This is a genomic window from Acidocella aluminiidurans, from assembly GCF_055383125.1.
Map to the genome: position 1 here is coordinate 957,954 of NZ_AP031589.1, position 15,849 is coordinate 973,802.

Here is a 15,849-nt window from a genome sequence, read left to right on the forward strand (position 1 = left end):
GTGTCGGGAGTCGGCTTGTCAAACCGCATCGCCCAAAAAAAACGGCGCCCGAAGGCGCCGTTTTCTGGTCTGGGTGAAAGGCTTTAAGCGCTCTCGCTAAAGCGTTCCGCGCTTACGCGCTCTTGGCCATGATCTCGTCGGCCACGTTGCGCGGCACCGGATCATAGTGGTGGAACTGCATGGTGAAGGAGGCGCGGCCCTTGGTCATCGAACGCAGGTTCGAGATGTAGCCGAACATTTCCTTCAGCGGCACGTGCGCGCGCACGATCACGGTGGAACCGGAAGCTTCCTGGTTCTGGATCATGCCGCGGCGACGGTTGAGATCGCCCACCACGTCGCCGACGTGATCGTTCGGGGTGGTGACTTCCACGTCCATGATCGGCTCGAGGATGACCGGGCCGGCCTTCTTCATGCCTTCACGGAAGCAGGCCTTGGCGGCGATTTCGAACGCCAGGGCGCTCGAGTCGACGTCATGGTACTTGCCGTCAACCAGCGCGAAGGAGAAGTCGACGGTCGGGAAGCCGGCCAGAACGCCGGTATCGGCCTGGTTCTTGATGCCCTTTTCCACGGCCGGGATATATTCCTTCGGCACCGCGCCGCCGACGATCTTGTTCTCGAACTCGATGCCTTCGTTACGCTCGCGCGGGGTGAAGGTGATCTTCACTTCAGCGTACTGACCCGACCCACCGGACTGCTTCTTGTGGGTGTAGGTTTCGGTGTGCTCCTTGGTGATGGTCTCGCGGAAGGCCACCTGCGGCGCGCCGATATTCGCGTCCACGCCATATTCGCGCTTCAGACGGTCGACGATGATTTCCAGATGCAGCTCGCCCATGCCCGAGAGGATGGTCTGGCCGGTTTCCTGGTCGGTCTTCAGACGCAGGGACGGATCTTCCGCCGCCAGCTTCTGCAGGCCGATGGTCATCTTCTCGATGCCTTCCTTGGTCTTCGGCTCGACGGAGATGTCGATCACCGGCACCGGGAACGCCATGCGCTCCAGCACCACCGGGTCCTCGGAGGCGGCCAGCGTATCGCCGGTGCCGGTATCCTTCAGGCCCACGAAGGCGGCGATGTCACCGGCGGAAACCTCGGTGATTTCCTGGCGCTTATCGGCATGCATCTTGTACATGCGCCCGATACGCTCCTTGTGGCCCTTGGTGGTGTTCTGCACCGAGTCGCCGCTCTTCAGCGTGCCGGCATAGACGCGCACGAAGGTGAGCGAGCCGTATTTGTCGTTGATGATCTTGAAGGCCAGGCCGGCGAACGGGGCGTTCGGGTCGGCCTTGATGCGGCGCGCGTTGGGATCTTCTTCCTGGCCCTCTTCCGGGGCAACCTTGATGCCCGGCACGTCCACGGGGGACGGCAGGTAATCCAGCACGCCGTCCAGCAGCGGCTGCACGCCCTTGTTCTTGAAGGCGGTGCCGCACATGACCGGGCGGAACGCGCCGGAGATGGTGCCGGTCTTGATCGCGCGCTTCAGGGTCTCGACGGAAACGTCGCCCTTCTCGAAATATTCTTCCATGCCGGCATCGTCGACCGCCAGCGCGGTGTCGAGCAGGAGCTGGCGGGCCTCCTTGGCCTTCTCCAGCATGTCGGCCGGGATTTCCTCATCATGGAACTTCGCGCCGAGCTCGCCGCCTTCCCAGATGATCGCCTTCATCTCGACCAGATCGACCACGCCGAGGAAGTTTTCCTCGATGCCGATGGGCAGCTGCAGCGGCAGCGCCACGATGTCCAGCTTCTCCTTCAGCGTGTCGAAGGCGCGATAGAAATCGGCGCCGGTACGGTCCAGCTTGTTGATGAAGATCAGGCGCGGCACGTTGTAACGGTCGGCCAGGCGCCAGTTGGTCTCGGACTGCGGCTGCACGCCGGCCACGCCCTCGATGATGAAGATGGCGCCGTCGAGCACGCGCAGCGAGCGGTTCACTTCGATGTTGAAATCGATATGGCCGGGCGTGTCGATGATGTTGATCGCGTGGTCTTTCCACTCGCAGGTCACGGCGGCGGAGGTGATGGTGATGCCGCGCTCACGCTCCTGGGCCATATAGTCGGTGGTGGTGTTGCCATCATGCACTTCACCGATCTTGTGGGACACGCCGGTGTAGTAAAGGATGCGCTCCGTGGTGGTGGTCTTGCCCGCGTCGATATGCGCGGTGATCCCGATATTCCGGATCTTACTCAGGTCTGTCTCAGCCATCGATGCCTCCACGGGCGGATAAAATGTCAAACAAGTACGGCGCCGCCTGGGTCAGGCCGCGCTGTTCGCCCGGCTTTTGAGCCAGAGCGGGGCATTTGGCAACCCCGCTTGCGCGTGGATTATGACGCTTTTCGCCGCATCCGCGCCTTTTCAAGCGCTTGGGGCGTGTTACAGCTGGCATACCCCTAGCCTGAGAGGTTTCCATGGCCTTCGCCTGCACCCTTCCCGCCACCTCAACCGTGCAACAGGACGATGCGCAGCTGCGCATCACACGCTGGGATTTCGAGCCAGGGGCGGTGACAGGCTGGCACAGCCATGGCTGGCCTTATTACGTGGTGATGCTGACCGACGCGGTGCAGGAGGTGCATGACGGCGAGACCGTGCACCGTTTCATCCGCAAGGCCGGCGATGCCTATGCGCGCGACCCCGGCGTGCAGCACGATGTGCGCAATGGCGGCGATGCGCCGATGGCGTTCATCGAGATCGAGGTGAAGATGCTGTCACCCGCCCTCGCCGCCCTGGAAAAATGATGCGGCCGCGCTCTAATCCTCGTTCATGAACCGCTTCAACCTGTACCGGATCCTGCGCGTCCGGCCCTTTTTCAGCCTTTGCTACGGGTCCGGCCTGCTGGTCTGGGGGGTGTTGCAGGCGCTGGGGGCATTTCACCCGGCGGTGCGGGCGGTGGCGGGCTGGGATCTGGGCAGCCTGCTTTATATCGTCTTCACGCTGGTGATGTTCTTCCGCAGTGAGGACCGTGACATCAGCGCCGATGCGAAAACCCATCAGGAGGGGGAATGGACGGTCTTCACCCTGACGCTGCTGGGGGCGGTGATGAGTTTTTCATCGCTGGTGCTGTTCTCCCATGCCGCCAGCCAGAAGGCGCATTTCACAGGGGCGTATCTGGCCTTTGTGGTGCTGACGCTGGCCCTCTCCTGGGCGGTGACCCACCTCACCTTCGCCTATCGCTATGCGCATGAATATTATTCCTACGATCTGGGCGCGAAGAGCGTGGATGGCGGGATCGATTTCCCCCAGGACGAGACGCCGGATTATCTGGATTTCGTGTATTTCTCCTTCGTGCTGGGGATGACGTTTCAGGTCTCTGACTGCGACATCACCTCAAAGAAGCTGCGCCGGCTGGCGACCTTGCAGGGGCTGATCGGGTTTCTGTTCAATACGGTGATTTTGGCGCTGTCGGTGAATATCGCCGCGTCGCTGCTTTGAGGGGGCGTTTTATTTATCGAAGCAGCGCCTTCGCCAGCTCATCCCAGCTGGCCTCGTCAGGGGCCAGCAGCAGGCCGCCATCGATTTGCGATGGGCGATAGGGCGAACCGTCGAAATGCCGCGCATGGCCGCCGGCCTCGCGGTGCAGCAGCACCCCGGCCGCATGGTCCCAGGGCATCAGCTTGCGGAACATCTGCACATGACAATGCCCGCCCGAGAGCATGCGATATTGATGCGCGGCGCAGCGATAATCCGTCACCGCCGCCAGCCGGTCCAGCCGGTGCAGCACGTGGCTGCGCAGAGGCTCGGGCATGAAGCGCCAGGACATCGAGCCGACCATCTGCTCCACCGGCACCGGGTCCGCCACCTGCAATTTGCGGCGGGTGCCATCGGCGGCGATCAAATAGGCCCCCTCGCCTTTCAGCGCCACCGCGCAATCATCGCCGAACGGATCGAAAATGAAGCCGGCGAGGATCTCATCCGCCTCCACCAACGCCGCCATCACCCCGAACAAAGGCAGCTCGGCGGCGAAATTCGCGGTGCCGTCGATCGGATCGAGAATCCAGACCCGTCCGGGCTGCGCCAGCCGTTCCAGCGAGGCGGCGCCGGAGGAAACGGCTTCTTCGCCGATCACGTCATCGCCCGGTAACAGCGCGTTCAACCCTGCCTTAAGCGCCCGTTCCGCCGCCTCATCGGCGATTGTCACCGGGTCCAGCGGGCCGGTCTTGGTGCGGACATCCTCGGCGGAGAGCCTCTTGAAGCGGGGGAGGATTTCCGTTCGCGCCACATGCCGCAGCAGATCGATGACGGATTGGACCTCGGCTGGCTTCATAATGCTTCGAACCTCGCTTTATCGACGGCGGAAAGCCGCACCTGCAATGTCACATGGTGCTCGTCATCCTCACGCGCCACCACCTCGCCATGGCGATAGAGCCAGGCCAGACGCGCGCCATCCGCAACCGGCACCTGCAGCTCCAGCAGTTGCTCGGCCGCGGCCAGCCGGGCATCGATGGCCTCCAGCAGCCGGTCCAGCCCCTCGCCGGTGAGGGCGGAGACGGCGATCCCCTCGCCCTGCACGACATTGGCGATGCCGCCCAGCGCGTCGGCCTTGTTCAGCACCTCCAGCGTATGGGCGGGCCAGTCCTCGTCCAGCGTGCCTTCCTTGGCCATTCGGGTGAGCACAGCGCGCACATCGCGGGCCTGGGCCTCGGTGTCGGGATGGGAAATGTCGCGCACATGCAGCAGCAGATCCGCCTCCGCCACCTCTTCCAGCGTGGCGCGGAAGGCGGCGACCAGTTCGGTCGGCAGTTCGGAGATGAAGCCCACAGTGTCCGACAGAATGATGTTGCGGCCCGACGGCAGCACCAGCCCGCGCATGGTCGGGTCCAATGTCGCGAAGAGCTGGTCCTCGGCCATCACGCTCGCCCCGGTGAGGGCGTTGAAGAGGGTGGATTTGCCGGCATTGGTGTAGCCGACCAGCGCCACCACGGGGTACGGCACTTTTCTGCGCGCACCGCGATGCAGGCCGCGGGTGCGGCGCACATCCTCCAGCTCGGCTTTCAGCTTGACGATACGGTCGCCGATCAGACGGCGATCCGCCTCGATCTGCGTCTCACCAGGACCGCCGAGGAAGCCGAAGCCGCCGCGCTGGCGCTCAAGATGGGTCCAGGAGCGCACCAGGCGCGAGCGCTGATACTCCAGATGCGCCAGCTCCACCTGCAACGCGCCTTCACGGGTGCGCGCACGGGCGCCGAAAATATCCAGGATCAGCCCGGTCCGGTCGATGACCTTGGTGCCGAAGGCCTTTTCAAGGTTGCGTTGCTGCACGGGGGTAAGGGCGGCATCCACCACCGCCACATCCACCTGCGCCCCGCGCAGGGCGGTGGCGGCCTGCTCGACCTGGCCCTTGCCGAGCAGGGTGGCCGGGGTGAGCGAGCGGAGCTGGAAGATCTGCTCATGCACGATCACCAGCCCGATGGAGGCGGCCAGCCCAACCGCTTCCGCGAGGCGCGCCTCGGCGGAGCGGATCTGACCGGCGGCGAAGGCCGCCTGCCGGTCCCAGGGCAGCAAAATCGCCGCCCGGCTTGGCGGGGGCGCGGTCTCTTGCATCACGATATCCGGAGGATCAGCCTTCGGACTCGGGGTCGTATTGCGGCTCGGGGTTGCGGCTCAGCCGCAGCGTGCTGGCGCTGGCCGGCGCGCCTTCGCCAGGGGCCGGGGCGGCGCCTTCGGCGCGGCCGGCATCGAACAGCATGATCGGCGCGCCCGGCATCACCGTGCTGATCGCGTGCTTATAGACCAGCTGGGTATGGCCATCACGGCGCAGCAGCACGGAGAAATTGTCAAACCAGGTGATCACGCCCTGCAGCTTCACACCATTGACGAGGAACACAGTGACCGGCGTCTTGCTCTTGCGGACGTGATTGAGGAACACATCCTGCACATTCTGAGATTTTTCGTTCGCCACGATGGCATCCCTTTATTTTTGTCGCCCACTTTATCGGACGAGTGATTGAATCCACAACAAAAAGTTTAAACCTGCGAAGGCGTGGCGCGTCCGCATGGTGTCTGAATATAGCGGATTTGTGCAACGCGGCAACCGCCATGAGCCCCAACTTGCCAGCATGGGGGTTTTCCCGCAAAGCATGCGTCAGACTGGAGCAACGCCCTAAGATGGAAGCTGACGGCAAAAACCCGAACCTTCCCGCCGAGCCGACCCAGGCCAGACGCTTCGGCAAGACCAGGGCCGCGCAGTCGAGCGCGACGCTGGAGGATTATGCCGAGCTGATCGATGATCTGCAGAGCGGCGGCGCCCCGGCGCGGCCGACGGATATCGCCCGGCGGCTGGGCATTTCCCATGCGAGCGTGATCAAGACCATCGGCAGGTTGAAGCGCGAGGGGCTGGCGACCTCCCTGCCCTATCGCGGCGTGCTGTTGACGCCGGAGGGCCGAAGGCTGGCGGCGCGCAGCCGGGAGCGGCATCAGCTGGTGGTGGCGTTGCTGCTGGCGCTGGGGGTGCCGCGCGAGGCGGCGGAGGAGGATGCCGAGGGCATCGAGCATCATATCTCCCCGGCGACTCTGGCGGCGTTTCGGAGATTCTTAAGTAAATAAAAGTTTTTGGTGCCGCTTTTTTCAAAAAGCGGCGAAAACGCCTGGGGCCTTGGCACCGACGTCGTCAAAACCCCCAATGTTTTGCGGCCCTTTTTGAAAAAAGGGCCGCCCCCCAAAAACTTTTAGAACCTGGTCGACACCGCGATCGACCCATATTGGAAGGCCGGCGCCGAGCCGTGGAATTCCGGCGTCTCGAACGTCTCCACCGCCGAAAGCCGCACGCCGCGATAGATCACCGCCAGCCCCACTTCGAGATCGCCCTGCAAATGGGTCAGCCCGACGCCGCGGCTGGAGCGGAAATCATTGCCCTGGACCAGCATGTCATGCGCCACGAAGCGCCCCAGCGCGCCGCCGAACACGTACCAGACAAAGGGGCGCGTGGGCGTATAGGCATCGGTGCCGGAGAGCTGCGGGCCGATCAGCGCCGGACCGAAATCCGAATCCAGCCCCTGGCCGAAGCGCAGGATGCCGCCGGTCTGGGCATAGATCTCGGTATTGCCGACCTGCGCGGTAAGTTGCGGCAGCATTTGCACGCCGATGCCGCCAACATTCGCCAGATCCATCCGCCAGATCCGCCCGGCTGAAAAATCCAGAGTCGGCTCGTCATGCAGCTGGTAGTGCCAGCCTTTGTTGGTGGTATCGCCGATGATGCTGTGGAAGCCGTTCTGCACGGTCTGCGCCAGCGAGGCCGGGCCGACGATGCCGATGGCGGCGCCCAGCATCGAGCGGGTGGTCGTCGTGTCCTGGATCAGCGTCAGCTTCGCCGAAAGCTGCCCGGCATAGGGGCGGTCATGAGGGTTGGGGTTGTAGAGCTGGGTGTCGGTCGGGGTGAAGATGACCTGCTGCAGATCGATCTCCAGGCGCTGGCTGCCCTGGCCGAACACGCCTTGGCCGAGATTGGAGAGAAAGCCGGGCACCGCGCCGGTGGGGCCGACATATCCCAGACGCTCGCCTGAGGTATAAAGCTCATCCGTGCCGGGGATGGAGGCGGCGTCGTTTTCCAGCTGGATGGTGACGATGCTGTGCGGGTCAGCGGGCGGAATATCCGCATGCGCCTGGGGCGCGTAACTCAACCAAGCCGCCGCGCCCAACGCGATGGCAGAAGACGCAATCACAGATCTTTTCACGTTTCGCGGACCTTTTTCCTGAGGCGGCACCTAGAGCCTGTTACAAGCTGTAGCGCAGCCGTGAAAAAAGGAAACCCTGTCAACGCTCCCGGGCGGTGCAAAGGGCGAGGTCGATCAGCCGTTCCAGCACCTCGCTCTCCTGTGCCCCGGCGATGGCATGTTCGCCATCCAGCATGAAACAGGGCACGCCGTTGATGCCGAGCCGGTGCGCGTGCAGGTTTTCCGCGTGCACATATTCCGTGCCCTCGCCGGATTCCAGGAACAGCCGCACCTGGCGCGCGCTCATCCCGGCCTGTACCGCCAGCGCGCTCAGCACCTCATGCTGGCCAATATCCAGCCCCTCGACGAAATGCGCCGCGAAAATCCGCGCCACCAGCGCATCCGCGGCACCGACCCGCGCCGCCTCGCGCACCAGCCGATGCGCGTCCACGCTGTTGGGGGTACGGCGGATGGCGGGGAAATTGAACGCAATCCCCTCCGCCGCGCCGAGCTCGGCGATCGAGGCATAGAGCCGGCGCGCCCGGTCCTCGGCGCCGAATTTGCGGATCATGTAATCCGCGCGGGACATGCCGCCGCGCGGCATGTCAGGGTTGAGCAGGAAGGGCCGCCAGTTGAGGGTGACATCGAGCTCCGGCCGGCGGGCCAGCAGATAGGTCAGACGCTTCACGCCAAGATAACACCAGGGACAGACGAAATCGAAAACGATTTCGATCACCAGCCGTGCGGGCAATGGCGCCAGACTATTCATTTCTCGTCTCATACGCCGATTTCGCGGCCAAGACGAGAGGGAATGGCCGCCCCGCCCGAGAGGATGCGCGCGACAAGGACCAGAGCGGACAGGCGGCAAGACATGACATTGCGGATTGGCGCACGGCCCGCCCCCCCATATCATCCAGATATGGTTATAGCATCCGAAGCGCCGCGGGACCGGCGCGCCGCGCTCAGCGCCTTGACCGCGCCCGCACATGCCAGGCTGGACGAGGCGATGCGCGGCGCCGGCTTTTTCGCCACGCCTGCGCTTTATGCGCGTTATCTGCAGATCACCCAGCAGGCCCGCCGCGCGTTGGAAGCAGCGCTGGCGCCGCTGCGCCTGCTCCCGGCCGATGCATATGAGTTGACAACGTCGCTGGAGGCGGACCTCGCGGATCTCGGCACCGCGCCGCTCGGCGCCGCGCCGCCCATGGGCTTTTCGCGCGGCGGCGGCTGGGGCTGTCTTTATGTGCTGCAGGGCTCCAATCTCGGCGCTTTGCAGCTGCGCGGCTGGGCCCAGGCACTGGGGTTCGATGCCGCGCACGGCGCCCGGCATCTGGCCCTGCAGGCGCAGCGCGCCCGGCATTGGCGCGGCTTTGTCGCGGCGCTGAACGCCCAGAATTTCAGCCCGGCCGAGGAGCAGGAGTGCCAGGCCGGAGCATTGGCGGCGTTTGCCCGTTTCACCGCCGCGATGCCGGACCTTTCGCAGCCCCAACAAGGCCCGCGCGATCCCGCCTGAGCGGCGCGGCCAGGCGGCAATGAAGATGCGCCCGGCAACGTGCGCCCTCCTTGTTTGCGCGCCGAGAATCCCCTAATTCCGGGCCATGAGCGAAGAAGACAAGATCATGCATGAGGATGCCGCCCCGCAGGACGAGGCGCTGCTGGAAGCCCCTGATCAGCGCATCGCGCAGCTGGAGCAGGAGCTTTCGGAGATGCGCGACAAATGGCTGCGCGCCGAGGCGGAAATGGCCAATCTGCGCGCCCGCACCAAGCGCGAGGTCGAGGATGCGCGGCTCTATGCCGTGCAGAAATTCGCCCGCGACGTGGTCGAGGCGGCGGAGAATTTGAAGCGCGGCATCGACAGCCTGCCGAAGAAGACCGATGACGAGCCGGAGCTGATCACCAAGATGCGTGACGGCTTCGAGGGCATCGAGCGCGCCTTCACCGGGATTCTGGAGCGCAACGGCATCACCCGCACCGACCCGACCGGCGCCGCGTTCGACGCCAATCTGCACCAGGCGATGGCCGAGCAGGAAAGCGCGGACCACCCGGCCGGCACCGTGCTGCAGGCTTGGAGCCAGACCTGGCTGCTGAATGGCCGCCTGCTGCGCCCGGCGATGGTCGTGGTCTCCAAGGCGCCCGCCCAGGCCTGAATTCACGGCGCCGCCGGCTTCGCGGCCGGCGGCGCCCCACCCCCCAATCCGAACAGCCCGCGCAGAAATCCCGGTGTGAGCGCGGAGAGCGGGTTCACATGAATTTGCGGGTCGCTCATCTTCCCCTGCACATGGGCCCGGATGGCGAACAAGCCGCCGCCTTTCTCCGCCGAGAATAGATGCCCCAGAACCGGGATTTTCCCCGGCAGCGCGTTGAGCGCGTAGGCGGGCACGATCGTCGTCTGCAGATCGCAAATGCCGGTATTGCTGTCCACGCTGCCGCTGGCGGTGAAGCCCAGCGATTCCGAGTAGGCATCCGCCCCGTTCAGCCGCAGCACCCCGTCATCCAGGGTGAAGGGAATGGTCGCATGGTCGATCAACAGCCCCGGGCCGGACATCGCCTCCGCCACTCCATACAAGGTCGCCGCCTGCATCAGCTTGATGAAACCCGGCGCATTCACCAGCCGGGCCTTGGCCAGCTTCAGCGTGCCCTGCGCCGGGCCGCCGCCGAATTGCGCCTGCAAATCCAGCGCGCCGCCCTGCATGCCGTCATACACCCCCAGTACCCGCAGCAGCGCGCCGGCATCCTGGCCCTGTAGGGCCAAAGCGCGGCGCGGACCGGCGAGCGGGGTGATCTGAGCGCTCACCCCATCGGCACTGGCGCTGACCTGCGAGAGATCCCGCCCCTGGCCGCTGGCGGTGAGGCTGACATTCCGCAAACCCGGCGCCGGCGGCTTGGTGATGTAGAGATGCTGGAAGGCGAGCCTGGCCTGCCAGAGCGGGCCGGAGGGTGCTGGTTTCGGCGGCAGGGCCGGGGCGGGCTGATCCGGCGGTGTCCGCGTCTGCGCGCCATGGCGCAGATCGAGCGTCTCGCCGCTGGCCTCGATTTGCCAGGGCTGGCCGGGGCGGGCGGGCGCGGTCACGCTGCCTTGCGCCTGCGAGCGGCCGATCTCCGCCTGGGTCAGCGTGAACACCCGCCCCTGGCTGTGGCCGCGCACGAACAGCCCCGGCGCTTCCATCATAAAATCCTGAATCGCGCCGAGATCACCATTCTCCAGGCTGAAGCGCGCCGCCAGCCGCCCCGCCCCGCCCGGCTGCTTGGCCCAGCCGAGCAAGGGCAAAGCCAGACCGATGCGGGTAAGGTCGGCCTCCAGCGCCGCCTCCTGGGTGCCATCCGCCGGGCCGCTGAGGCTGAAGCGGAACGGCGCGCGCCCCTGCGTGGCGGAGCTGAAGCCGCTCGGCGTATCCAGCCCGAAAGCGTGCCAGAGGGCGGGCCCGGCCTCGCCCTGCAGATCCAGCGTCTCCGCCCCGTCGGGCCTGGAGACATCCTGGGTCAGAGTCAGGCTGGCCGGGGCGCCGGCCAGCTGCGCGGTGGCGTCCGCCCGCAGGCTCTCACCGTCGGTCGTGATCCTCACCGCGCCGTCGGTAAAGAAGATGCCGGGGATGGGGGTGGCCATCTTCACGTCGCTGAGCTGGGTGGCGACATTGATCTGCACATCCCGCGCGGCGACAGTCTTCGCCAGCGGGATCATCGCCGCCAGCGTGCCTTGCAACGTGCCGGTGGCGCCCTTGATTTCCGGCGGGGTGTGGGCGAGCAGGCTGAGCGGCTTGGCGCCCAGAATGCCAAGCACATTCTGCACCGGCCCGGCGAGATTCAGATTGAGCAAGCCGAACTGGTCCTTGGCCGTGAGATCCGTGATCACCATGCTGCCGCTCTGCAGCCCGACCCCGCCGGCCGCCCCGCCCCCGGCATCGATGACGATGGTGTCCATCCCCGGCATGGTGAACACACCGTCCAGATGCTCCAGCGGCACCGCGCCGGGCAGGAAATGCAGGGTCAGATCGCTGGCCTGAAACCCGCCCTGCACGTTCTCGATTTTGAAATGCGAGAGATCGCCATGGGCGGCCATGTCGATGCTGAATTGCGCGTCATGGGCGGTGCCGGCAGTGATGTTGCGCAGCACCCAGACCCGCGCATCCGGGGCGGCGATGGGCGGCCAGTACGCCGCCAGATCCTGGGCCTGCACGCTGTCCAGCGCCACATCGAGCCGGCCGAGCCAGAGCCCGTCGCGATGCGCGCGGAAGGTAAAGCGCAGGCGCGGCGCGCTCTGGCCCTGCGGGGCGAGCTGGGCCACGCCATCGCTCACCTGCACCGCGCCATCCGGCAACACCGCCAGGGTGAAGCTGGCACTGCTCAGCGCCACCCTATTCACCCCGGCGCCGATCCGCCCGGCGCCGATGCGCACATGCACGGCACCGTGGGAGAGGGTGAAGCCACGCCCCGGCCAGAGATCCGCATGCCAGGAGACCGGGACATTGCCGCCGGGGAAGGTGGCGCCGGCGCCGTTCAGCGCGATCGGGTCGCGCCCGCCGAACAGATCCGCCACCGGCAGAGTCAGATCGGCCGCGGGAATATCCGCCAGCGCCCCGCCTGAATCGCTGCCCACCTTGATGTCGGCCAGACGCAGCACCAGCGGCACCGCGCCGCCTTTGTGATAGCCCGCCCAGGCCAGCTCGGCGGTGCCGATGCGCACCTCAACCCCTTCACCGGAAAGCCGGGTGGCGATGCGCGAGGCGATCTGCGGAATCTCCAACGGCCCCTGCGCCAGCCGAAACCCCAGCAGCCCGAACAAGGCCAGCGCCAGCAGCACAGCCAGCGCGACGATGCGGCCGAGCTGGTGGATCGCCTCTATGATAATCCAGGCCGCTTGACCTCTGCGGAACTTCATCCTGTTCTGCTTGCCAGATGCCCGGCGATCTTCACAAGCCATCCTTCCCCAAACCGGCCGATCCGGCAGCGGCGGCGCGGCTGCGCGCGGATTTCGCGGCGCTGGGCCCGCGCGAGGCGAAGCTGGCGCAGAGCGACTCGGGGGCGGCGCTGCTCGCGGCGCTGGGCGGCAACGCGCCCTTCCTGGCCGATCTCGCCTGCCGTGAATCCGCCACACTCTGCGCCTGCCTGGAAGCCGGCCCCACCCCGCAGGCCAAGGCGCTGCTGGCCGGGCTGGCGGCGCTGCCGCCGGATCTGCCCCGCGCCCAGCTCAGCGGGGCGCTGCGCCGGGCCAAGCGGCAGATGGCGCTGGCCATCGCGGTGGCGGATCTGGGCGGGCTCTGGGCGTTGGAGCAGGTGACCGCGGCGCTCTCGGACCTCGCCGAGACCGCCTTGCGCGCCGCCATCCGGCATCTTTTATATGAGCTGCACGCGGCGGAAGAGATCGCCCTGCCCGACCCGGCGGCGCCGGACCAGGGAAGCGGCTTCGTCGCGCTGGCGCTGGGCAAGCTCGGCGCGCGGGAGCTGAATTACTCCTCCGATATCGATCTGGTGCTGCTCTACGATCCGGAAAGCCCGGTCTATGGCGAGGACTCGCAGCCGATGATGGCGCGGCTGGCGCGCGACCTCACCGCTTTGCTCGCGGCGCGCGATGCCGAGGGCTATGTCTTCCGGGTCGATCTGCGGCTGCGGCCCGACCCGGGGGCGACACCACCGGTCGTCGCCCTGGCCACCGCGCTGTCCTATTATGAGAGCCACGGCCGCACCTGGGAGCGCGCCGCCTTCTCCAAAGCCCGGCCGGTGGCGGGCGATCTGGCGCTGGGGCAGCAATTTCTCGCCGCCATCCGCCCCTTCATCTGGCGCAAATATCTGGATTTCGCGGCGATCTCGGATATTCACGAGATGAAGCGCCAGATCGACGCGCAGCACCCGGCCGAGGGCTTGCGCGGCTTCGATGTGAAACTGGGCCAGGGCGGCATCCGCGAGATCGAGTTCATCGTGCAGACTCTGGGCCTGGTCTGGGGCGGGCAGGACCCGGCCTTGCGCATCCCGGCGACCTTGGAGGCGCTGCCCGCCATGGCCCGGGCCGGACATCTGCCGGAGCGCGCGGCCAAGCAGCTGGCGGCGGATTACCGGGAGCTGCGGCGGGTCGAACACCGGCTGCAGATGGTGGCGGATCGCCAGACCCATGAGCTGCCCGCCAGCGAGGCCGGGCTGGAGGCGTTCTGCATCTTCCTGGCGTCCCCGCGCTTCAAACAGAGTTTCCCGAAACTGCTCGCCCGGGTGCATGCGCATTTTCTGGATTTCTTCGATGCCGGCACCCAGGCCCTGCAGGAGGGGCTGCATCCCGGCCCCGAGGGCGCCCCGGCCGCCGCCTTCACCGCCCGGCTGGAGGCGCTGGGCTTCAAGGACATCAAGCATATCGCCGCCAGGCTGCGCGACTGGGGCTCGGGGAGCATGCCGGCCTTGCGCTCGCCGCGGGCGCGTGAGCTGCTGGATGGGCTTATCGCCCCGCTGCTGGCCGCGCTGGGCGCGCAGCCCGAGCCGGACAAGGCCTTCGCCCAGTTCGACACGCTGATCAGCCGCCAGCGCGCCGGGGTGCAGCTGCTCTCGCTGTTCACCCGCAATCCCGGCCTGCTCAAGCGCCTGGCGGCGGTGCTCGGCGCCGCCCCGGCGCTCTCGGATTACCTCACAGAGGACCCGCAGGCGCTGGATGGGCTGCTCGCCCCGGAAGCCCGCTTTGCCGCCCCGCGCCCGGTGCTGCGCCGGCTGCTGGCCGAGGCGGAGGATCTCGAACAGGCCGCCGCCGCCACGCGGCGCTTCGTGCGGCAGGAGGAATTCCATCTCTCGGTGGCGACGCTGGAAGGACGGCTGGACGCCAACGAGGCCGGGCGCACCCGCAGCGCTTTGGCCGAGGCCGCGCTCTCGCAGCTGCTGCCCTTGGTCATCGCCGCGCAGAAGCAGCGCCAGCCCGCCCCGCGCGGCGCCAAGGTGGCGGTGCTGGCGCTGGGCAAGGCCGGCGCCGGCGAGATGCTGGCGGGCTCGGATCTCGATCTGATGCTGATCTACGACCACGCCCCGATGGCGATCCCGCCGACGCAATGGTTCTCGCGCCTCTCCCAGGCCTTTGTGGCGGCACTGACGGCGCAGGGGCCGGGCGGGCCGGTCTATCATGTCGATATGCGGCTGCGCCCCTCGGGCAATGCCGGGCCGGTGGCGGTCTCGCTGGCCGCTTTCCGCAGCTATCACGCCAAGGAGAGCTGGACCTGGGAGCGCCTGGCCCTCACCCGGGCGCGGGTGATGGCCGCCACGCCGGGCTTCGCCGCCACGGTGCGCGAGGCGGTGCTGGGCGCGCTCTGCCGGCCGGAGCCGCGCGCGCGCATCCTGGCCGACACCGCCGCCATGCAGGCGCGGCTGGCCGCCGAGATGAAGCCGCGCGGTCCCTTCGATGTGCGGGCCATTCCCGGCGGGATGATGGAGGTCGGCTTCATCGCCCAGGCGCTGCAGCTGATCCATGGCGGCAGCGAGCCGGCTTTGTTTCAGCCCAATACCGAGGCGGCGCTGAAAGGGCTGGCCGCCGCCGGGCTGCTGCGGCAGAGCGACGCGGAGGCGCTGATCGCGGCGGACCGGCTGTGGCGGACGATCCAGGGCATCAACCGCATCACCGGCCTGCCGCTGAGCGCCGCCGCCCCGCCCGGCGCCATGCTGGAACCGCTGCTGCGCGCCACCGGCTTTGCCGATCTCACCGCCCTGCAAGCGGGCATGCGCGACGCCGCCGCCCAGGCGCACCAGATTTTCACCCAGACAATCACCGAAGGAGCCTGATGATGAGCCTGAGCGAAGGCCAAGACGCGCCGGATTTCACCCTGCCCGCCACCAATGGCCGCAGCGTTTCGCGCGACGCGCTGAAGGGCCAGCCCTTCCTGCTCTATTTCTATCCCCGCGCCGACACGCCCGGCTGCACCAAGGAGGCCTGCGCCTTCCAGAGCGGGCTGCCGGATTTCTCCAGGCTCGGCGTGACCATCATCGGAATCTCCAAGGACAGCATGAAGGCGCTGGAGAAATTCGCCGCCAAATATCATCTGGAATTCCCCCTCGCCTCGGACCCGGAGGGCAGCGTGATCGAGGCCTATGGCGCCTGGCAGGAGAAATCCATGTACGGCAAAACATATATGGGCATCGAACGCTCGACCGTGCTGGTCGATTCGGCGGGCAAAATCGCCAAAATCTGGCCGAAGGTGAAGGTGGACGGGCATGCCGAGGCTGTTCTGGCGGCGGTTCAGGCGCTGAAATAACCAAAAA

At 66.7% G+C, this 15,849-nt stretch carries 14 protein-coding genes; 7 read left to right on the forward strand and 7 right to left on the reverse strand.

Going from position 1 to position 15,849, the window contains the following annotated elements; translation table 11 throughout:
- Positions 1 to 112: 112 nt before the first annotated feature.
- Positions 113 to 2,194 carry an elongation factor G gene (fusA, locus tag ACZ46S_RS04910; RefSeq protein WP_464063592.1) on the reverse strand — a complete coding sequence of 694 codons (2,082 nt, stop codon included), beginning with the start codon at positions 2,192 to 2,194 and terminating at the stop codon, positions 113 to 115.
- Positions 2,195 to 2,397: 203 nt separating this feature from the next.
- Between fusA and ACZ46S_RS04915 the strand changes: the two genes are divergently transcribed.
- Together ACZ46S_RS04915 and ACZ46S_RS04920 are read left to right on the forward strand one after the other, a co-directional pair.
- Positions 2,398 to 2,724, forward strand: coding sequence for a cupin domain-containing protein (locus ACZ46S_RS04915; RefSeq protein WP_295738288.1), 327 nt, complete (start codon positions 2,398 to 2,400; stop codon positions 2,722 to 2,724).
- Between the two features lie 25 nt (positions 2,725 to 2,749).
- Entirely contained in the window at positions 2,750 to 3,418 is a 669-nt protein-coding gene (locus ACZ46S_RS04920; RefSeq protein WP_295738286.1) for a DUF1345 domain-containing protein, read from the forward strand.
- 13 nt (positions 3,419 to 3,431) lie between these two features.
- Here the strand turns inward: ACZ46S_RS04920 and ACZ46S_RS04925 are convergent, their stop codons facing one another.
- From ACZ46S_RS04925 to hfq, 3 genes are read right to left on the reverse strand one after another with little or no spacing between them, the layout of a single operon-like run.
- Entirely contained in the window at positions 3,432 to 4,250 is an 819-nt protein-coding gene (locus ACZ46S_RS04925) for an inositol monophosphatase family protein (protein WP_464063593.1), read from the reverse strand.
- Positions 4,247 to 5,527: a GTPase HflX gene (hflX, locus tag ACZ46S_RS04930; RefSeq protein ID WP_295738280.1), complete on the reverse strand. Its 1,281-nt coding sequence runs from the start codon at positions 5,525 to 5,527 to the stop codon at positions 4,247 to 4,249. Before hflX ends, ACZ46S_RS04925 begins: the two co-directional genes overlap by 4 nt.
- A 16-nt stretch (positions 5,528 to 5,543) precedes the next feature.
- Positions 5,544 to 5,885, reverse strand: a complete 342-nt coding sequence (gene hfq, locus ACZ46S_RS04935) for an RNA chaperone Hfq (protein WP_295738277.1) — start codon at positions 5,883 to 5,885, stop codon at positions 5,544 to 5,546.
- Positions 5,886 to 6,091: 206 nt separating this feature from the next.
- On the opposite strand from hfq, the gene mntR reads away from it, so the two are divergent.
- A complete protein-coding gene (mntR, locus tag ACZ46S_RS04940) occupies positions 6,092 to 6,529 on the forward strand; it encodes a manganese-binding transcriptional regulator MntR (protein ID WP_295738275.1) in 438 nt (145 codons plus the stop codon).
- A 122-nt stretch (positions 6,530 to 6,651) separates the two neighbouring features.
- Here mntR and ACZ46S_RS04945 read toward each other — a convergent pair whose 3' ends face one another.
- Together ACZ46S_RS04945 and ACZ46S_RS04950 are read right to left on the reverse strand one after the other, a co-directional pair.
- Entirely contained in the window at positions 6,652 to 7,602 is a 951-nt protein-coding gene (locus ACZ46S_RS04945) for a lipid A deacylase LpxR family protein (RefSeq protein WP_464063594.1), read from the reverse strand.
- 133 nt (positions 7,603 to 7,735) lie between these two features.
- Positions 7,736 to 8,404 (reverse strand): DsbA family oxidoreductase, encoded by a 669-nt coding sequence (locus ACZ46S_RS04950; RefSeq protein ID WP_295738268.1) that lies wholly within the window; start codon positions 8,402 to 8,404, stop codon positions 7,736 to 7,738.
- 150 nt (positions 8,405 to 8,554) lie between these two features.
- On the opposite strand from ACZ46S_RS04950, the gene ACZ46S_RS04955 reads away from it, so the two are divergent.
- The gene (locus tag ACZ46S_RS04955) at positions 8,555 to 9,145 is read left to right on the forward strand and encodes a biliverdin-producing heme oxygenase (RefSeq protein ID WP_464063595.1); all 591 of its coding nucleotides are present in this window, start codon (positions 8,555 to 8,557) and stop codon (positions 9,143 to 9,145) included.
- Between the two features lie 85 nt (positions 9,146 to 9,230).
- Positions 9,231 to 9,779, forward strand: a complete 549-nt coding sequence (locus tag ACZ46S_RS04960; protein ID WP_464063596.1) for a nucleotide exchange factor GrpE — start codon at positions 9,231 to 9,233, stop codon at positions 9,777 to 9,779.
- 2 nt (positions 9,780 to 9,781) lie between these two features.
- Here ACZ46S_RS04960 and ACZ46S_RS04965 read toward each other — a convergent pair whose 3' ends face one another.
- Entirely contained in the window at positions 9,782 to 12,508 is a 2,727-nt protein-coding gene (locus ACZ46S_RS04965; RefSeq protein WP_464063597.1) for a YhdP family protein, read from the reverse strand.
- Between the two features lie 17 nt (positions 12,509 to 12,525).
- Between ACZ46S_RS04965 and ACZ46S_RS04970 the strand changes: the two genes are divergently transcribed.
- Positions 12,526 to 15,372, forward strand: a complete 2,847-nt coding sequence (locus ACZ46S_RS04970; protein WP_464063598.1) for a bifunctional [glutamine synthetase] adenylyltransferase/[glutamine synthetase]-adenylyl-L-tyrosine phosphorylase — start codon at positions 12,526 to 12,528, stop codon at positions 15,370 to 15,372.
- 2 nt (positions 15,373 to 15,374) lie between these two features.
- Positions 15,375 to 15,842 (forward strand): thioredoxin-dependent thiol peroxidase, encoded by a 468-nt coding sequence (bcp, locus tag ACZ46S_RS04975; protein WP_464064259.1) that lies wholly within the window; start codon positions 15,375 to 15,377, stop codon positions 15,840 to 15,842.
- Positions 15,843 to 15,849 lie beyond the last annotated feature (7 nt).

Bases quoted from the DNA above. Each gene is read 5' to 3' on its own strand.
- ACZ46S_RS04960 (WP_464063596.1), top strand. From the start codon at position 9,231: ATGAGCGAAGAAGACAAGATCATGCATGAGGATGCCGCCCCGCAGGAC.
- ACZ46S_RS04920 (WP_295738286.1), top strand. From the start codon at position 2,750: ATGAACCGCTTCAACCTGTACCGGATCCTGCGCGTCCGGCCCTTTTTC.
- bcp (WP_464064259.1), top strand. From the start codon at position 15,375: ATGAGCCTGAGCGAAGGCCAAGACGCGCCGGATTTCACCCTGCCCGCC.
- mntR (WP_295738275.1), top strand. From the start codon at position 6,092: ATGGAAGCTGACGGCAAAAACCCGAACCTTCCCGCCGAGCCGACCCAG.
- ACZ46S_RS04925 (WP_464063593.1), bottom strand. From the start codon at position 4,250: ATGAAGCCAGCCGAGGTCCAATCCGTCATCGATCTGCTGCGGCATGTG.
- fusA (WP_464063592.1), bottom strand. From the start codon at position 2,194: ATGGCTGAGACAGACCTGAGTAAGATCCGGAATATCGGGATCACCGCG.
- ACZ46S_RS04950 (WP_295738268.1), bottom strand. From the start codon at position 8,404: ATGAATAGTCTGGCGCCATTGCCCGCACGGCTGGTGATCGAAATCGTT.
- ACZ46S_RS04965 (WP_464063597.1), bottom strand. From the start codon at position 12,508: ATGAAGTTCCGCAGAGGTCAAGCGGCCTGGATTATCATAGAGGCGATC.
- ACZ46S_RS04970 (WP_464063598.1), top strand. From the start codon at position 12,526: ATGCCCGGCGATCTTCACAAGCCATCCTTCCCCAAACCGGCCGATCCG.
- hflX (WP_295738280.1), bottom strand. From the start codon at position 5,527: ATGCAAGAGACCGCGCCCCCGCCAAGCCGGGCGGCGATTTTGCTGCCC.
- ACZ46S_RS04955 (WP_464063595.1), top strand. From the start codon at position 8,555: ATGGTTATAGCATCCGAAGCGCCGCGGGACCGGCGCGCCGCGCTCAGC.
- ACZ46S_RS04915 (WP_295738288.1), top strand. From the start codon at position 2,398: ATGGCCTTCGCCTGCACCCTTCCCGCCACCTCAACCGTGCAACAGGAC.